This window comes from Tropicimonas marinistellae (assembly GCF_001509585.1).
Lineage (GTDB): Bacteria > Pseudomonadota > Alphaproteobacteria > Rhodobacterales > Rhodobacteraceae > Tropicimonas > Tropicimonas marinistellae.
Map to the genome: position 1 here is coordinate 317,069 of NZ_LNCI01000002.1, position 16,399 is coordinate 333,467.

Below are 16,399 nucleotides of genomic sequence, written 5' to 3' on the forward strand. Positions count from 1 at the left end.
TTGTCCCCGGCGATTTCCACCCAGATAGCGGAATACCCATGGAAAAGATCACTCGGAGTGTCCGGAACGTCTTTGCCTTTGGCGCCGGCTGTTCCATGGCGTTGGTTTTCGCCATCATCTTCGTCAATTCAGTGCGCCGATACACGATCGGCAAGTCGATCGCCTGGGGCGAGGAGCTTCCGATCTACCTGACAATCTACGGTGTGATGTTCGGAATAGCATATGCGTACATGACCGACTGCCATATCCGTTTTTCGGTGGTCTCCGACCTGTTGCCGGAACGGATGCGGGGCTGGCTTTGGATCGCATCGGACGTCGTTACGGTCGTTTGTGGACTTGCACTCGTCGTGGCCGGACATGCATTCGCACTGCGACGTGGTGGCGTTGACAGCTCCGGCCTCAAGGCCACGGCCGACTGGCTCGCAGATACAAGCGGCGTGACCGCACTTGAGTGGATTGGCAAGGCCGGCACCTGGCAATACGCCATCGCAATTGGCGGGTTGATGCTGAGCATCGCGGCACTCCTGCGACTCGTTGAGCGGTTGGGCGCGGCTCCTGCAGAGGGCGTGCAATGATCTATGCCATCCTTATCATCGGTCTGCTCATCGGCCTGCCCATCGCCATTGCGATCATTGCCACGCTTCTGGTTTTCATGGCGACAGGCGAAGCTCCCTACACGATACGCATCGTGGCCACGGAGATGTTCCGCAGCCTGAACTCCTTTCCGCTGTTGGCCATTCCGCTGTTTGTTCTCGCCGGTGAGCTGATGAACGAGAGTGGCATCACAGGTCGCATCATTGCCTTCGCCAACGTTCTCGTCGGGCGCATGCGTGCGGGGCTTGCCATGGTCAACATCTGGGCGTCCGTGATCTTCGCGGGCCTGTCCGGTTCGGCCGTGGCGGATACGTCGGCGATTGGCCGGGTGTTTATCCCGGAAATGGAGAAGCACGGCTATGATCGGAGTTTCGCCGCGGCGCTGACGGCAGCCTCCTCGGTCATCGGCCCGATCATCCCGCCGTCGATCCCAGTGATCATTTATGCGCTGATCGTCTCAGGTGTGTCGGTTCCGGCCCTGTTCCTCGCCGGGATCGTGCCCGGGCTCCTGCTCGCCCTGTTCCTGTCAGGCTACGTTCTTCTGACGGTCAAGGTCGATCACGTCGATCAGGCAATCGAGCTGTCGGCCAAGCCGGCTGGCGCGGCGCTTCTTGAAGGCATATTGCCACTATTGATGCCGGTGTTCGTCGTCGGTTCGATCCTGATTGGTGTCGTCACGCCAACCGAAGCCGCGTCCTTTGCCGTGGCCTATGCGTTGGTTCTCGGGATTTTCGTCTATCGCAAGATCACCCTCTCGGCATTGCCCCGCATCTTCGCTGGCGCAATGAGGGACAGCTCGGTGATCCTGATCATCATCGCCGCTGTGGGCGCTGCCAACTGGCTGCTTACCTACAACCGCGTGCCCAACATGCTGACCGACTGGGTGCTGGCAAATGTCGACGGCAAGACCACCTTCCTGATCGCGGTGATCCTGCTGTTTCTCTTTGTCGGGCTGTTTCTTGAGGGTATCGCCGCGATGCTGGTATTGGTGCCGATCCTGCATCCGATCGCCGTCTCGCTCGGGGTCGATCCAGTACATTTCGGCATCCTGGTCATCTTCAACCTGATGATCGGGTTGATCACGCCGCCCTTGGGGCTCTGCCTCTTCGTGGCGGAAGGAATAGCCAATGTTGGCATGGTGCGGCTCACGCGCGCGATCCTTCCGTTCTTTTTTGTCGAGGTTTTGGTCCTCCTTATTCTAACATTCGTACCTGAAACCGTCATCTGGCTACCGCGCGTCATGGGGTTCTGATGTCCTGTACAACCGTCAATTCACCATCAACCTCGGAGGATACGATGTTCGACCTGAGTGGCGCGGTCCTGATCGAGGACGAGTTTCTGCGCGACGGGTTGCAGAACGAGAAGCGCCTGTTTTCCATTGAGGAGAAACTCGGTTTCCTTACGGCACTGGAAACCGCCGGGGTTCAGCGGATCCAGGTCGGATCCTTCGTGCATCCGAAATGGGTGCCGCAAATGGCCGATACCGATGAACTGTTCGAACGGATCGAGCGGAAGCCCGGCATCGTGTACTCGGCGCTGGTCCTGAACAAGGCAGGTCTCGACCGGGCGCTGTCTGTCGGCGCGCAACACCTGTCAATTTCGGTGTCGGCCTCCGAGACCCATTCGCGCAAGAACACGAACCGGAGTGTCGACGAGGGCCGGGCCGCTATTGCCCCCACGATTGAAAAGGCGCTCGCAGAGGGGGTGGCGGTGCGCGCCGGTATCCAGTCGGCACTCGGCTGCGGTTTCGAAGGGAAGGTGGATCCTGCCAAGGTGCTGGAAATCGCGCGCGATTTCGCGGCCTTGGGCGTGCAGGAAATCAACATCGCCGATACCGCCGGGCTCGCCAATCCGCGGCAGGTTTTCGAACTCTGCAAGCGGCTACAGGGCGAACTCGGAGAACATGTGAAACTTTCGCTTCATCTGCACGACACCCGTGGCCTCGGTTTGGCCAACATGTTCGCCGGTCTGCAAGCCGGTGTGCGGATATTCGATGCTGCACTTGGTGGGCTGGGTGGCTGCCCGTTCGTCCCCAAGGCCACCGGCAATATCGCAACGGAAGACGCTGCGTTTGCCTGCGAGCAAGTCGGGCTGTCCACGGGTATTGACTGGGAAGCCATGCGCGCCCCCGTTGCTACAGCCGAGCATCTTCTGGCGCGCGCTCTGCCCGCCAGGGTGAGCCACGTTCCGTCGCCGCCATGGAAATCCAGCACGGGAGATGCAGAATGAGCCACAAGTATTCACTGTCGTATCTGACGGTGCCCGGCGTCACTCCACCCGAGCAGACCTATATTGCCGCGAGAACAGGCTTTGAATGCGTCAGCTATCGGCTGTTCCACCTCGGTGTGCCCGGTGAGCCGGACATTGACCCCACGTCTCCGCAGATCATCCGGGAAACGAAACGGGCGCTGGACGAAACCGGATTGGAATGCTTCGACATCGAGCTGATGCGTATCGTTCGCGGGCTCGATCCGACACAGTTCCTGCCCGCATTCGAAGCCGGCGCAGAACTCGGTGCTCGCCATGTCATCTGCTCGGCCTGGACCGATGTTCGCAACGACCGAAAGTACATCGTGGAGACCTTCGCAGAGATCTGCGACCTCGCCGCGCCCTTTGGGTTGACCGTCAACCTGGAGTTTCCAGCCTTCTCAAGGCTGACAACGCTGGATGAGGTGATCGACATCCTCGACCGCACCGGGCGGCGCAACCAGGGCGTCCTGGTCGATACGCTCTACATGCATTTCAACAAGGAGCCGCTTCTTGCTCTGGAGCGCGTGCCCTCCGAATGGATCAACTTCCTGCACATCTGTGACGCCGAGGATCTCGCATTCACCAAGGAGGAGATGATCCACATCGCCCGCGACGCCCGCCTGTATCCGGGCGAGGGGGCGATCGACTTTTGGTCGGTCAATTACCTGTTTCCGAACCTTCCGCTCTCGATCGAACTGCCACACGCAGCGCGCATGGCGGAACTCGGTCCAGAGCAACATGCAAAGAACTGTATCGACGCGGCCCGCTCCGTCTTTGACGCGACGGGGCTGTAAACCAATATCCGGCCCGAGGCCGACATACCCATCCCCGGAGGACCCAGATGGCCCGAGAGATTACCCAGGAAGAAATCGAAACCGTCGACGCGATGCTCGCCCGTGCCCGCAAGGCGATGGAGGAGATCAAGGACTACGACCAGGCCCAGGTGGACCGGCTTGCCCAGGCACTTGGATGGAATTGCGGCAACGAGACGACTTTCGTTCGCATCGCGCAGATGGGCGTTGACGAGAGCGGTATCGGCGACCGCGCGGGCCGTGCCGGCAAGCGCTTCAAGGTGCTGGGCGTGCTGCGTGACGCGTTGCGGCAGAAGTCCGTGGGCGTGATCGAAGATGACCCGGTCAAGGGCTTGACCAAGATCGCCAAGCCGGCCGGAGTGATTGCCTCGCTGATCCCGACGACGAACCCCGAGCTGACGCCGCCGGTGACCGGCATCTACGCGATCAAGTGCAAGGACGCGGTGATCTTCTCGCCGCACCCGCGGGCCAAGGCCACGACCTTCGAGATGGTCCGCGTGATGCGCGCGACACTGAAGAAGCTGGGCGCGCCGGAGGATATGTTCCAGTGCGTCGAGAAGCCCTCGATCCCGATGACCAACTACTTGATGGCACAATGCGACCTGACGCTCGCCACCGGTGGCAAGCCGATGGTGCATGCCGCTTATTCCTCGGGAAAGCCGGCCTACGGCGTCGGCGCCGGTAACTCGACGATGGTGATCGATGAGACAGCCGACATCAAGGAGGCGGCGATGAACAGCCGTATCTCCAAGATGTCGGATTTCGGCTCCGGCTGCTCGGCCGATGGCAACCTCATCATCGTTGACCAGGTCTATGAGCAGATGAAGGAGTCGCTCATCGCGGAGGGTGGATACCTTTGTTCGCCCGAGGAGAAGGAACTGCTGGCAAAGGCACTCTGGAAGGAGGACGGCTCGCGGCGGATCGAGACCGTGGCGGTCTCGGCAAAGACCATCGCCGATTTCGCTGGCTTCGACCTGCCCGACGACCGCAAGTTCCTGATGGTCGAGCAGGATCGGATCGGTAAGGATCATCCCTTCAGCCGCGAGAAGCTCTCGGTGACAATGGCGCTCTATCGTGCTGCGGATTTCGACGATGCCCTGCGCATGGTGCGCGAGATATACGAGGTCGGCGGCAAGGGTCATTCCTGCGGTATCTATTCCTTCGACGAAGAACGCATCCTGCGTCACGCCGAGAACGCGCCGGTGAGCCGGGTGATGGTCCGCCAGCCGCAGTCCAAGGCCAACGCGGGCAGCTTCGAGAACGGCATGCCGATGACGTCGAGCCTCGGCTGCGGCATCTGGGGCGGCAACATCACCAACGAGAATGTCTCGCTCAAGCACTACATGAACGTCACCTGGGTCGCCCGTCCGATCCCGATTGACCGGCCCTCCGACGAGGAATTGTTCGGTGAGTTCTACAACACGGAGGTGATGTAATGGCGAAGGACAACATCGCGCCTGGCAAGGATCTGATGTCCAACCAGATCATTCGCTACCTCGAAGGGCGCGGCATCGAGCACATCTTCGGGCTATGTGGCCACACAAACATTGCCGTTCTGTCGTCGCTGGCCAATTCGAAGATCCGCTTCGTCAACGTGCGACACGAACAGATCTCGGCCCACGCGGCCGATGGCTATGCGCGGGTGACGGGCAAGGCGTCCGTGCTGCTGTCGCATCTCTCGCCGGGTCTGACCAATGCCGCGACTGGTGTCGCCAACGCGGCGCTGGACTGTGTCCCGATGGTGGTGATCGCCGGCGATATCCCTTCCTACTATTACGGCAAGCATCCGCACCAGGAGATCAACCTGCATGCCGATGCAAGCCAGTACGAGATCTACCGGCCCTTCGTGAAGCGCGCCTGGCGGGTGGATACACCCGAACTGCTGCCGGAAATTCTGGAAAAGGCCTTCCTGTTGGCCGAGAGCGGCCAGCCCGGGCCGGTGCTGGTCAACGTGCCGATGGACCTCTTCTCTGCCGAGATCGAGGTCGCCCTGTGGGACCGCCTGAAGGGGAATGCCAAGACCCTTGCGAAGCCCTCCATTGACGACGAAACAGCGCGCGAGATCGTGTCCCACCTCGCCGCAGCAACGTCGCCGGTCCTCTACGTGGGCGGCGGCGTCGCACGTGCGCGGGCTTATGACGAGCTACGGGAGTTCGTCGACCATATGCAAATCCCGGTAAGTCATTCGCTGATGGGCAAAGGTGTGCTGCCGGACGATCATCCGCTGGTTCTTGGAATGACCGGGTTCTGGGGGATGAAGTTCACAAACGAGCAGACGCTCGGCGCCGACTGGATTCTGGCGCTCGGTACGCGCTTCAAAGAGGCCGACTGCTCGTCCTGGTATCCCGAATATACCTTCGACATCGGCGACGGCGGCTCGAAGCTGATCCACATCGATATCGAACCGCAGGAGATCGGCCGCAACTATCCGACCGAAATCGGTGTGGTGGCCGACCTGAAATCGGCGCTGAAGGTGCTGAACCGGGTCGCACGCGAGATACTGCCAGATGGCCGCAAGGCGCCGGGGCTGGCCGACAGGATCACCGCGGAGCGCAAGGATTTCGCCGAGAAAAACACGGAGATGCGGCGCTCCGACGCCTTCCCGATGATGCCCGAGCGTATCCTCGCAGACCTGCGTGCCGCGATGCCGCGCGATGCGATCCTCACGTCGGACGTGGGCTGGAACAAGAATGGCGTCGCCCAGCAGTTCGACATCCTGGAGCCGGGCTCGATCCTCATCCCCGGTGGGTTCGCCACCATGGGCTTTGGCCCGCCGGCCGCCATCGGGGCGAAGATCGCCGCTCCCGGCCGCGTGGTGATCTCCCTTGTCGGCGACGGCGGTTTTGGGCAAAACCCGGCGATGCTGGCCACCGCAGTGGCCGAGGGGGCGCCCGTCATCTGGATCATCATGAACAACAACGCCTACGGCACCATCGCCGGGCTCCAGAAGGCAAACTATGGCCTAACGCACGGCACGACCTTTCCGCGGGCGGCGACCCCCGAGGAGCAGACGCCGGACTATGCCATGATCGCCCGGGCCTACGGTTGCGACGGCGTGCGTGTAGGATCCGCAGACGGGTTCAGGCCGGCGCTTGTAGCGGCGATTGCCAGCGGGAAGCCGACGGTGATCGACGTGGCGATGATCAATAACCCGACACCGACCTCCGGGCATTGGAACATCCTCGATATATACTCCCCCGAAGGCAACGCGGGCCACGTATCGACCGACTGACGCTTCCCTCCCTACGAAGGAACTTGCCATGAAAACCTCAATTGCCACTGTCTCCATCGCTGGCGATCTCAACGACAAGTTGACTGCGATCGCGAATGCCGGGTTCGACGGGATCGAGATTTTCGAGCAGGACTTCATCGCCCATAGCGGCTCACCGGGCGAGATTGGTGCGATGGTGCGCGAACACGGATTGAAGATTGATCTGTTCCAGCCAGTAAGGGATTTCGAGGGCCTGCCCGAGCCGCTGCGGGCCAAGGCGTTCGCGCGCATCGAACGGCGCTTTGACTTGATGGAAGAGCTTGGCACAGATCTTCTGCTGGTCAGTTCCACCACGCATCCAGAGAGTATTGGCGGCGTCGACCGGATCGCGGCGGACTTTGCCGAATTGGGCGAACGCGCCGCCGCGCGCAGCATGCGGATCGGCTACGAGGCCCGAGCCTGGGGCCGATACGTCTCGGATTACCGAGACGCCTGGGAGGTCGTGCGGCGGGCCGGGCATCCCTCTGTCGGCCTGATCCTCGACAGTTTCCATACTCTCGCGGCGAATGTTGATCCCGACGGAATCCGGGCAATCCCAGGAGACCGGATCTTCCATGTGCAACTCGCGGATGCACCGAAGATCGACATGGATCTGGAGTACATGTCCCGGCATTACCGCAACATGCCCGGCGAAGGGGATCTGCCCTTGCTGGATTTCATGTGTGCCGTTGCCACGACCGGCTACGACGGCCCGTACAGTCTTGAGATACTCAACGACCAGGTCCGCGGGGGCAGTGCCCGCATCGCCGCGGTTGATGGCTATCGATCGATACTCTACCTCGCCGATCAAATGCACAGAGCCGAACCCGCATTGCAAATCGACCTGCCCGAGATGCCGCCGAAGGGACGGGTGCTGGGGGTAGAATTCGTCGAGTTCTCCGCCAACGAGAAAGAAGCGGAAATCCTCGGGACGATGCTGCGCACCCTCGGCTTCACACCAGTGGCCAGGCATATCGCCAAGTCGGTTACGCTCTGGCAGCAGGGAGATATCAACATCGTCGTCAACACGGAGCAAGAGGGCTTCGCCCACTCGTCGTACGTGATGCACGGAACCAGCGTGTGCGACATTGGCCTGCTGGTAGAAAACGCTGGCGCAGTTGCAAAGCGCGCGGAGGCGCTTGGCGCCAACCTGTTCTCACAACGGCGTGGCGAGGGAGAGCTCGCCATTCCCGCAATCCGCGGCGTGGGCGGCTCGGTGTTGCATTTTCTTGACCGGGCATCTGAGTTGGCCGAGGTCTGGGACACCGAATTTCGCCGGATCAATCCGGATCCGGCCGCAAACCCGGTCGGATTGGTCAACGTCGATCACATTGCCCAGGTCATGAAACACGAGGAAATGCTCACCTGGACATTGTTCTACACGTCGATCTTTGAGATCGAAAAGGCACCTGAAGTGGACGTGGCCGACCCTGGCGGAGTCGTCCACTCCCGGGCGCTTCAGAGCAAAGACGGCTCACTACGCTTCACTCTCAATGGCGTTGATACGCACAGGACCTTCGCGGGCCGTTTTGTCTCCGACAGTTTTGGCTCGTCGGTTCAGCACCTGGCCTTCTCGACCGAGGATGTCTTCGCCACCGCTCAAAAGCTCGCTGAAAACGGGTTCGAGCCTCTGCCCATTCCCGAGAATTACTACCGCGAAATCGAGTCGCGTTTCGCACTGGCCGGAGACACCGTCGCCGCACTCAAAGCCGCCAACATCCTCTACGATGAGGACGATACCGGAGGCAGCTACTACCAGTTCTACTCCCGCCCCTATGGTGATGGCTTTTTCTTTGAGGTGGTCGACCGGCGAGGCGGTTACAACGGCTACGGCGCCGCCAACGCCCCATACCGAACCGCGGCGCTCAAGCGTCTATCGCGCCCCGCCGGCATACCAAGGCGGTGAAGCTATTTCGAAACGCACTAAGCGTTATCGGCTAAGGCCCGACCGAGAACCGTGCGAGATGCCAATGGGTTATCGTCACGGTGTCTTGTGCCAAAACCACCACGTTCCGTCGCAGTGTTTCATTCTGCCAAATCGTGCGACTTGATGAATTGAGCGGCGTGGGTTGTTTCCAGTTGGTGGCGTTGGTGGAAGCGACCGCCGAAGGCACCTGCGAGGGTGATGTCTGCGGAGCTTGGTTCCAGCCGGGCAGGGCGCTCTCGTGGCCGTCTCGGGTAAATCAACGCAATCCGTGCATGCGCTTCAAGTCGAGCCCTGAGATCACAGGCCTTTCGAGTATGCTCTATGTGCGGCTTTCTCCTGCGCTCAGGAAGTGTGAGGACCTTCTGCACGGGCGTGGCATAGAGGTCAGCCAAGCGTTGCTTCCGGTGGCATTTTAGGCCCGTTGTTCGCCTTTGATATCCGCGACAAACATGCGGAGGTTTTGGGTTTCGCGCCACAACCTATGGAGCGCTGTCGACCATGAGAATGCGGTCCTGAAAAGCTGCGTGACGAAGGTGCGCGACAGGAAGTCGGCAGTGAATTTCACAAAGAAAAGACTGTGCCGGTACGGTCGCCCTCGATCACGTGTCACTGCACCTCTTCGACGCCGTGGAGTGGCGTTGAAGGCGATTGCTGCGTCGGCGCGACGGCAAAGCGGCCGCCGGCTGAACAATCGGGCGGAGATTTCGCACCTGCATTCCTGGTGACGAGCGCGAGCAATGCGACGTTGTTGGCGGATGCGGACCTTGCAAATGTTCGCCGGCGTCAACGCCTCGGTCGTTGATTATCGCAACGCAGAGCGCAACTCATGACCGAGAGCCGTCTTCGAGAAGAACGGTGCTGCCGCTCTCGCCGAATGGCGCGGTCGTGGCGCGCCATATGGCACAGCGACTTTGCTCTTGAAGGGACCAGGCCAAGTCCGGCTGACAGCGCAACCTGACCTGTTCGCTCGGGCCATGGCCAGGCATCAAATCGCTCTGAATCGATTGGAAGGCTCCCGCCACCGTCCTGTCGGCTTTAGTGCCGGAATTCCCGCTCTGCCATCGGAGTTGCCTTGACCTGCTGACCGGGTTCGAAGGTTCGGCTCCCCTCGACGCGCGCGACCAGCGGCCCAAGGTCTGGAACCTCCAGATGCACGATCGTATCGGCGCCGAGCCGCTCGACGTGACGAACCCGCCCCGTCCACTGACCCTCGGCGTCGGAGATTACCACGTGCTCTGGGCGGATGCCGTAGGTCGCGCAGCCCATCGCTTCGGCGACCTTGCCCTCGTAGAGGTTCATCTTGGGAGAGCCGATGAAGCCCGCGACAAAGGGCGTGGCCGGACGTTCGTAAAGGTCCATAGGGCTGCCCACCTGTTCGATCACGCCGCCATTCAGCACCACGATCTTATCGGCCATTGTCATCGCCTCGACCTGATCATGGGTGACATAGATCATCGTCGTGCCGAGGTTCGCGTGCAGGTCGGTCAATTCGATGCGCATCTGCGAGCGCAGCGCGGCGTCGAGATTCGACAGCGGTTCGTCAAACAGGAACACCTTTGGGTTGCGAACAATGGAGCGGCCGATGGCAACGCGCTGGCGCTGGCCGCCGGACAGTTCCTTGGGCTTGCGGTCGAGCAGGGGGCCGAGTTGCAGGATTTCGGCCGTTTCCTCCACGCGGCGCTTGATCTCGGGCTTGGGCGTTCGCGCGAGGCTCAGCCCGAAGCCGATATTGTCGCGCACCGTCAGATGCGGGTAGAGGGCGTAGCTCTGGAACACCATCGCGATGCCGCGCTTCGACGGCTCGGCGTTGCTCACGTCCTTCCCGTCGATCTCGATAGTGCCGGAGGTCTGTTCCTCCAACCCGGAGATCATGCGCAGCAGGGTCGACTTTCCGCATCCCGAGGGGCCAACGAAGACGCAGAACTCGCCGGACTCTATCGTGAGGTCCACGCCCTTGATAACCTCGACGGCGCCGAAGCTCTTCTTGACGTTCTTGAGGACGACTTGTGCCATTGGTTATCCTTTTACTCCGCCTGCGGTCATACCGGCGACGATCTGGCGGTTGAAGAAGATGAAAACGAGCAGCGGCGGGATGGTGACCAGCAGGATGTTCATGAACAGCAGGTTCAACTGGCTGACGAACTGGCTCTGGAAGTTGTAGAGGGTCAGCTGCACCGTCACGTTTTCCTTGCCCGGCAGATAATAGAGCGGGTGGGTGAAATCGTTGAAGATGGTGATCGACTGGACCACGATCACGGTCACGGTGACGGGTTTCATCAGCGGCAGGATCACCCGGAAGAAGACCTGCCAGGGCTTTGCACCGTCGACGATCGCGGCTTCGTCAAGATCGCGCGGGATAGTGGAAACGAAGGCGCGGAACAACAGAATGCAGAAGCCAAGGCCATAGGCGACCTGGATCAGGATCATGCCGTGCAGTGTCTTGAACAAGCCCAGCCCCTGAAGCACCCAGATCGTCGGCACAACGGCGGGCGGCATCATCAACCCGGCAAGCACGAAGCCGTAGATGACCTTGTTCCAGCCGGATTTGCGGCGTTGAAGCACGTAGCCGACCATCGCCCCGAATATCACCAGCAGGGTGATTGCCCCCACGGTGATGACGATGGAATTGAAATAGGCGAGCAGCAACTGGTAGTCGCGCGCCTGCACGACCTCGACGAGGTTTTGCCAGAAGCGCCATTCCTGCGGCAGGGCAAAACTGAGCCGGGCAGTTTCCGCCGCCGATTTCGAGGCGTTGATGAAGACGAAGATGAAGGGGATCACGAAGATCACGAAGGCGCAGGCGAGCGAGATCAGCCCGGTGATGAGTTGGCGGCGGGTCACTGGTCCACTTCCTTTCTGTAGAAGCGAAATGCGAGCGGCACCACGAGGACTGCAATCAGCAGAAACAGGATGACGTTGCCGGCGGTGGACAGGCCGTAGAAACCGGCCTGGTACTGTTTGTAGACGACACTGGCGAGCACGTCGGAGGCAAAGCCGGGGCCGCCGCGGGTCATCGCCCAGATGAGGTCGAACAGGCGCAGGCCGCCAATCAGCGACAGGATGATGACGGTGGTCGTAGCCGGGCGGACGAGCGGGACGGTCACGCGCCAGAATTGCTGCAGGCGGGTGGCGCCGTCGATGCGGGCGGCCTCGTAGTAATCGGGGCTGATCGAGGCGAGGCCGGCGATGTAGATGAGCGTGGCAAGGCCGACACCGCGCCAGATATCCACCATGGCCACCGAGAATAACGCCAGCTTGGGGTTGGTCAGCCAGCCCGGGCCGGGGATTCCGACGGCACCGAGGGCGAGATTGATCACGCCTTCGGTCGGGTGCATGAGTTCGGTGAAGAGCAGCCCGACGCCGATGGTCGAGACGAGTACCGGGAAAAAGACAATCGAGCGCTGGAGGCCTTGCGCGAACATGCCGGAGGTCAGCAACACCGCGAGCAGCAGGCCCAGCACGGTTTTGGCGCCGGAGGTCAGGACCGCGAAGAAAAGCGTGTTGACGACGCCGCGTAGCAGGAACGGCTCAGAGAAGAACTGCTGGTAATTCTCGAACCCTATGAAACTGGCGTCGAAGAGGTCCCAGTTGGTGAGGCTGAACCAGAAGGAAGCGATGGTCGGCACGAGGAACAGGACCGTGAAGATCACGGCGGCGGGCAGCACGAACCAATAGGGGTAGGGGGATCTTTTTCTCATTGGCGCATTCCCGGCAGGTGAGGTGCGCCCGCGCTGAGACAGCGCGGGCAGGCGCGAACCGGTGGGAGGCCTTACCAGTTCGGCAAGCGGAGTTGCTTGGCCTGTTTCTCCACGTCGCGGTCATAGAGTTCGGCCGCGCTTTGTGCGTCGCGGATGCCCGATCCGACCTCGACGGTGAGCTGTTCCAGCGCCGGGCCCTTCACCGGCGACAGGAACTCGAGCGCCGGCGCGGTGCGGCCGTCCTGCTCGAAATAGGGCATCATGTCACCAACCGCGGTTGGCACGTCGTCGGGCAGGGTGCAGCCCTTGATGAGCAGCGGACCCGAAGCGCCGACGGCTTCGATGATGATGTCGCAGGCGTCCGGGCTGGCCACGAAGTTCACGAAATCCTTGGCGATATCGGTATGGTCGCCGCCCTTCGGCACGTAGTAGGTGCTGGGCATCCAAACCGTCAGGCCGTTCATTTCCGCGCTGTCTCCCGGTTGGGCAAAGAAACCGACATCGTTGAGTTGCTCGGGATGGTTCTGCTGGATGCCGGCAATCGAGAAAGTCAGCATTGGGTAGTGAACACCGGAGCCGGTAGCGACCATGCGCAAGCCGTCGTTGTAGTTCGCGGCACCAAAGTCGGCATTGAAGTAACCGGCCTCAAAGGCAGACTGCAGCCGGTCGAACCCCTTCTTTGCCGCCGGAGTCGTGGCGTATTTCGACTCGTTGTTCGTGTATTGTGCCGCAAAGTCAGGCTCTTCGGCCTGCACGTTAAAGTAATCGGCCAGCACGAAGAGCTGCGAGGTCCAGGTATCGCGGTAGGTCTGGATGATCGGCGCCTTGTCCGTCTCGCTGGCGATTTGGGCGTTGTTGGCCATGAACTCTTCCCATGTGGTGGGAATTTCGAGACCAAGCTGCTCATAGGTCGGCACGTGATAGAGGATGCCGCCGCCCATGGCGGCCTGATGCGGCACACCATAGACATTCCCGTCGCCGTCAGAGACGGTCTGGGTGTAGCTTTCGAGGAGGTTGCCGAAGTTCGGAATGTCGTTGATTGGCTCCAACGTGCGCGACGGGCGCAAGGCTTGCAGTAGCGCGCCGGAGTTGTAGTTGAAGACATCGGCCATCTCGCCCGTTGCGAGGCGCGTCTTGACGATATTGTCGCCCTCGGCGCCGCCGGCACGGGCTTCGACCTCCCAGGTCACGCCGGGGTTCTTCGCCGTGTAGGCGGCGGTCAGCGCCTCTGTGATGGCGACCGTGTCGGGGTTGTTATCGACCAAGATCGTCATTTCCTGGGCGGCAAGCGCTCCGCCAAACACGGCGAACACGGCCGTCAGGGCGGTCGTCTGGAACAATCTGTCTTTCATGGTTTCCTCCCAAAGAAGTCCGGCGCAATGCCGGGGCTAGGTTTCGTTCCCGAACTGGAGATCGAACTCGATAACGTGGTGGCCCGCTGGCAGTGTCAGGCCCTCCGGCGATACCTCGACTTGGGCGCCGTCGCGCGTCAGCCCGGAGAAGATCCCCGGCGGAATCTCCCCCGCAACGCCTTCCGGTAGCGTCACGCTGTAGACCACACGCTCCCCCTCGACGCTCCATCCCGCCTCGATCCGGCCGTGGCGGCAGTCATGCCAGATGGAGACATGGCCAAGCTCAGGCAGCACCGTCGGGCAGAGGCGCACCTTGTCGAAGCCGGGGGCATCCGCGCTTGGCGCGACGCCAGCCACTTCCTCGAACAGCCACTGGCAGACCGCGCCGTAGGCATAGTGATTGTAGCTGTTCATGTCGGGGTCGTAGATCGTGCCGTCCGGCCCGAGTGCATCCCAGCGTTCCCAGATCGTCGTCGCACCCTGTTCCACCTGGTAGAGCCAGCCGGGTACGTTTCGGTTCAAGAAAACCCTCTCGGCCAGGTCGGCCATGCCGAGCTTTGTCAGTGCGGGCAGTAGGGCGGGCGTGCCAATGAAACCGGTGCCAATAAGGTAGTCCGCATCCTCGATCACACAGCGGAAATAGGCCTTTGCCGCTTCGTAGTGCTGGACAGGAACGAGGTCGTAGAGGAACGCCAGCGCATAGGAAGTCTGGTCGTTATGGGCCAGCCGGCCGCTGGTGCTGAAATACTCATGCGCAAAGGCGGCCCGGATCGCCGTCGCGCGGTCGTCCAGCCGTGCAGCCTCCGTCGTCTCGCCCAGCACAGTCGCGATGCGGGCGGCGAGTTCGGTGGATATGAAATGGTAGAGCGTGGCCGCGCAATCGTCCGCGATGGTCGGGCGCGGCTTGCGGTTGTCGCCCACCGGTTGCAGCCAATCGCCAAAGCTGAACCCGTGTCCGCCCCAGACCGAGCTGGGCTGGATGATCGGCCCGTCCGAGAGACCCCAGAGGTAGTCCACCCATTTCACCATCGCCGGGAAACACTCCCGCAAGACTTGCGTGTCGCCGTAGTGAAGATACAGCTGCCACGGCATTACCGTGATGACATCGCCCCAGCCGGTCGAACCGGCCCAGTCGCCATGGAACTTCTCCGGATGCAATCGTGTCGGGTCAGGGGAGAAATGCGGAACTGCACCGTTCTCGCGCTGGTCGTGCATGACGTCACGCAGGTACTTCTTCAGGAACAACTCGCTATCCGCGAGCCAGCAAGCCGTGCCGGCGAAAACCTGAGCATCGCCGGTCCAGCCCAGTCGTTCGTCGCGCTGCGGGCAATCGGTGGGGATTTCGATGAAATTGGCGCGTTGCGACCAGATCGTATTCTGGACCAGCCGGTTGACGGCCTCCACGCCACATTCGAACCCGGCAGCCAGTTCGGGGACAGAGGAGATAGGTACGGAGACGATCTGCGTGATTTCGGCCGTGCCCCCAATCGTCACCCGCGCATAGCGGTAGCCCATGAAGGTGAAATGCGGCTCGAATGTCTCCTCGCCATCTCCCTTCAGAGTGTAATGCAGCGCCCCTCGGGCGGAGCGGTAGTTGCGGTTGTCGAAGGACCGGTTCGGTCCCAGGACCTCGGAGTGTTCGATGAAGACGGTCGCGCCCGGTTCGCCGCGCACGGAGAAACGCACGAAACCTCCGGCATTCTGACCGAAATCGTAGATCGTCCGGCCGTCGTCATCCTGCCATTTCTCAATTGGCTCCAACGGTGCCAGCGCCTTGACCCCGGGTGCTTCCTGCGCGACGAGCAAGACCTTGTCGAACTCCAGAACCTCGACACCTTCCGTCTCTTCGAACCGGTCGAGGCGCGCGTCGTAGTCTTCGCCGTGATAGATGCCGGAACGTGTTACCGGGAGGAGGCCGCTCTTCCACTCTGCGCCGGTCGCGCAGATCACCGCTCCGTCGCAGGTGATCTCGGCAATTGCCGCGATCCGGTCTCCCCAGCAATTCTCGATCCGCGATTCCTCCCACATGATCGGTGAGCGGTACCAGCCGTCGCCCAGCCAGATATCGATGCGGTTCTCGCCTGCCACCACGAGGTCGGAGACGTCGTAGCTCTGATACGCAATGCGATCATCATAACAGGTCCACCCCGGCGTCAGCAGGTCGTCACCGACACGGACACCGTTGATGAAGGCGCGATAGAGGCCGAGTGCGGAGACATGGAGCACGGGGCGGGTGCCCTCGGGCACCACGAATACCGTTGACACGAAACTTGCCCGCTCGCCCTGACCGGCATCTGTCACGGGGGCGATCATTTCGGCGTGCCAATCGCGGCTGCCCCTGCCAGACACGGCTCCCAGGCTCGTTTTCTGAAGCATGTGCAATCCTCCTCCCCAGGCGGTCATGTCCGGCTCGGTGCGGCTCGAATCGATTTGTGCACCGTTCTACGTAGAACATTATACAAAACGGATTGCGTTACAAGGGAGGATGTGAAAATGCTTGTGTCAGGGAAATTGAG

General features: G+C 61.3%; 12 protein-coding genes and 1 pseudogene. 8 read left to right on the forward strand and 5 right to left on the reverse strand.

Translation table 11 applies throughout. The annotated features are described in order from the left end of the window. Positions 1-38 precede the first annotated feature (38 nt). From ARC39_RS04840 to ARC39_RS26095, 8 genes and pseudogenes are all read left to right on the forward strand, one after another. The gene (locus ARC39_RS04840) at positions 39-575 is read left to right on the forward strand and encodes a TRAP transporter small permease (RefSeq protein WP_068110857.1); all 537 of its coding nucleotides are present in this window, start codon (positions 39-41) and stop codon (positions 573-575) included. Continuing rightward, positions 572-1,846 carry a TRAP transporter large permease gene (locus tag ARC39_RS04845; protein ID WP_068110860.1) on the forward strand — a complete coding sequence of 425 codons (1,275 nt, stop codon included), beginning with the start codon at positions 572-574 and terminating at the stop codon, positions 1,844-1,846. Before ARC39_RS04840 ends, ARC39_RS04845 begins: the two co-directional genes overlap by 4 nt. Positions 1,847-1,890: 44 nt before the next feature. Next, positions 1,891-2,823: a hydroxymethylglutaryl-CoA lyase gene (locus ARC39_RS04850; protein WP_068110863.1), complete on the forward strand. Its 933-nt coding sequence runs from the start codon at positions 1,891-1,893 to the stop codon at positions 2,821-2,823. Further along, a complete protein-coding gene (locus tag ARC39_RS04855) occupies positions 2,820-3,638 on the forward strand; it encodes a sugar phosphate isomerase/epimerase family protein (protein WP_068110865.1) in 819 nt (272 codons plus the stop codon). Before ARC39_RS04850 ends, ARC39_RS04855 begins: the two co-directional genes overlap by 4 nt. A gap of 38 nt (positions 3,639-3,676) precedes the next feature. Next, positions 3,677-5,092 (forward strand): annotated as a pseudogene (locus tag ARC39_RS04860) (aldehyde dehydrogenase family protein); the annotation flags it as partial. Then, on the forward strand, positions 5,092-6,888 hold the full coding sequence (locus ARC39_RS04865; RefSeq protein ID WP_068110871.1) for a thiamine pyrophosphate-binding protein: 1,797 nt from the start codon (positions 5,092-5,094) through the stop codon (positions 6,886-6,888). The pseudogene ARC39_RS04860 and the gene ARC39_RS04865, both read left to right, overlap by 1 nt. Before the next feature lie 28 nt (positions 6,889-6,916). After that, on the forward strand, positions 6,917-8,812 hold the full coding sequence (locus ARC39_RS04870) for a bifunctional sugar phosphate isomerase/epimerase/4-hydroxyphenylpyruvate dioxygenase family protein (protein ID WP_068110874.1): 1,896 nt from the start codon (positions 6,917-6,919) through the stop codon (positions 8,810-8,812). Positions 8,813-9,282: 470 nt separating this feature from the next. Continuing rightward, positions 9,283-9,558, forward strand: a complete 276-nt coding sequence (locus ARC39_RS26095; protein WP_236545126.1) for a DDE-type integrase/transposase/recombinase — start codon at positions 9,283-9,285, stop codon at positions 9,556-9,558. Positions 9,559-9,868: 310 nt separating this feature from the next. On the opposite strand, the gene ARC39_RS04875 is transcribed toward ARC39_RS26095, so the two are convergent. The 5 genes from ARC39_RS04875 to ARC39_RS04895 form a co-directional block, all read right to left on the reverse strand. Beyond that, the gene (locus ARC39_RS04875) at positions 9,869-10,846 is read right to left on the reverse strand and encodes an ABC transporter ATP-binding protein (protein WP_068110877.1); all 978 of its coding nucleotides are present in this window, start codon (positions 10,844-10,846) and stop codon (positions 9,869-9,871) included. Positions 10,847-10,849: 3 nt separating this feature from the next. Beyond that, entirely contained in the window at positions 10,850-11,674 is an 825-nt protein-coding gene (locus ARC39_RS04880; RefSeq protein WP_068110881.1) for a carbohydrate ABC transporter permease, read from the reverse strand. Beyond that, positions 11,671-12,531: a carbohydrate ABC transporter permease gene (locus ARC39_RS04885; RefSeq protein WP_068110884.1), complete on the reverse strand. Its 861-nt coding sequence runs from the start codon at positions 12,529-12,531 to the stop codon at positions 11,671-11,673. The genes ARC39_RS04880 and ARC39_RS04885 overlap by 4 nt, the downstream gene beginning before the upstream one ends. Before the next feature lie 71 nt (positions 12,532-12,602). After that, positions 12,603-13,883, reverse strand: coding sequence for an ABC transporter substrate-binding protein (locus ARC39_RS04890; protein ID WP_068110887.1), 1,281 nt, complete (start codon positions 13,881-13,883; stop codon positions 12,603-12,605). Between the two features lie 36 nt (positions 13,884-13,919). Further along, positions 13,920-16,259 (reverse strand): alpha-L-rhamnosidase, encoded by a 2,340-nt coding sequence (locus ARC39_RS04895; protein WP_201455713.1) that lies wholly within the window; start codon positions 16,257-16,259, stop codon positions 13,920-13,922. Between the last annotated feature and the right edge of the window lie 140 nt (positions 16,260-16,399).

Coding starts and splice junctions, on each gene's coding strand:
- ARC39_RS04840 (WP_068110857.1), top strand. CDS start 39: ATGGAAAAGATCACTCGGAGTGTCCGGAACGTCTTTGCCTTTGGCGCC.
- ARC39_RS04845 (WP_068110860.1), top strand. CDS start 572: ATGATCTATGCCATCCTTATCATCGGTCTGCTCATCGGCCTGCCCATC.
- ARC39_RS04850 (WP_068110863.1), top strand. CDS start 1,891: ATGTTCGACCTGAGTGGCGCGGTCCTGATCGAGGACGAGTTTCTGCGC.
- ARC39_RS04855 (WP_068110865.1), top strand. CDS start 2,820: ATGAGCCACAAGTATTCACTGTCGTATCTGACGGTGCCCGGCGTCACT.
- ARC39_RS04865 (WP_068110871.1), top strand. CDS start 5,092: ATGGCGAAGGACAACATCGCGCCTGGCAAGGATCTGATGTCCAACCAG.
- ARC39_RS04870 (WP_068110874.1), top strand. CDS start 6,917: ATGAAAACCTCAATTGCCACTGTCTCCATCGCTGGCGATCTCAACGAC.
- ARC39_RS26095 (WP_236545126.1), top strand. CDS start 9,283: ATGCGGAGGTTTTGGGTTTCGCGCCACAACCTATGGAGCGCTGTCGAC.
- ARC39_RS04875 (WP_068110877.1), bottom strand. CDS start 10,846: ATGGCACAAGTCGTCCTCAAGAACGTCAAGAAGAGCTTCGGCGCCGTC.
- ARC39_RS04885 (WP_068110884.1), bottom strand. CDS start 12,531: ATGAGAAAAAGATCCCCCTACCCCTATTGGTTCGTGCTGCCCGCCGCC.
- ARC39_RS04890 (WP_068110887.1), bottom strand. CDS start 13,883: ATGAAAGACAGATTGTTCCAGACGACCGCCCTGACGGCCGTGTTCGCC.
- ARC39_RS04895 (WP_201455713.1), bottom strand. CDS start 16,259: ATGCTTCAGAAAACGAGCCTGGGAGCCGTGTCTGGCAGGGGCAGCCGC.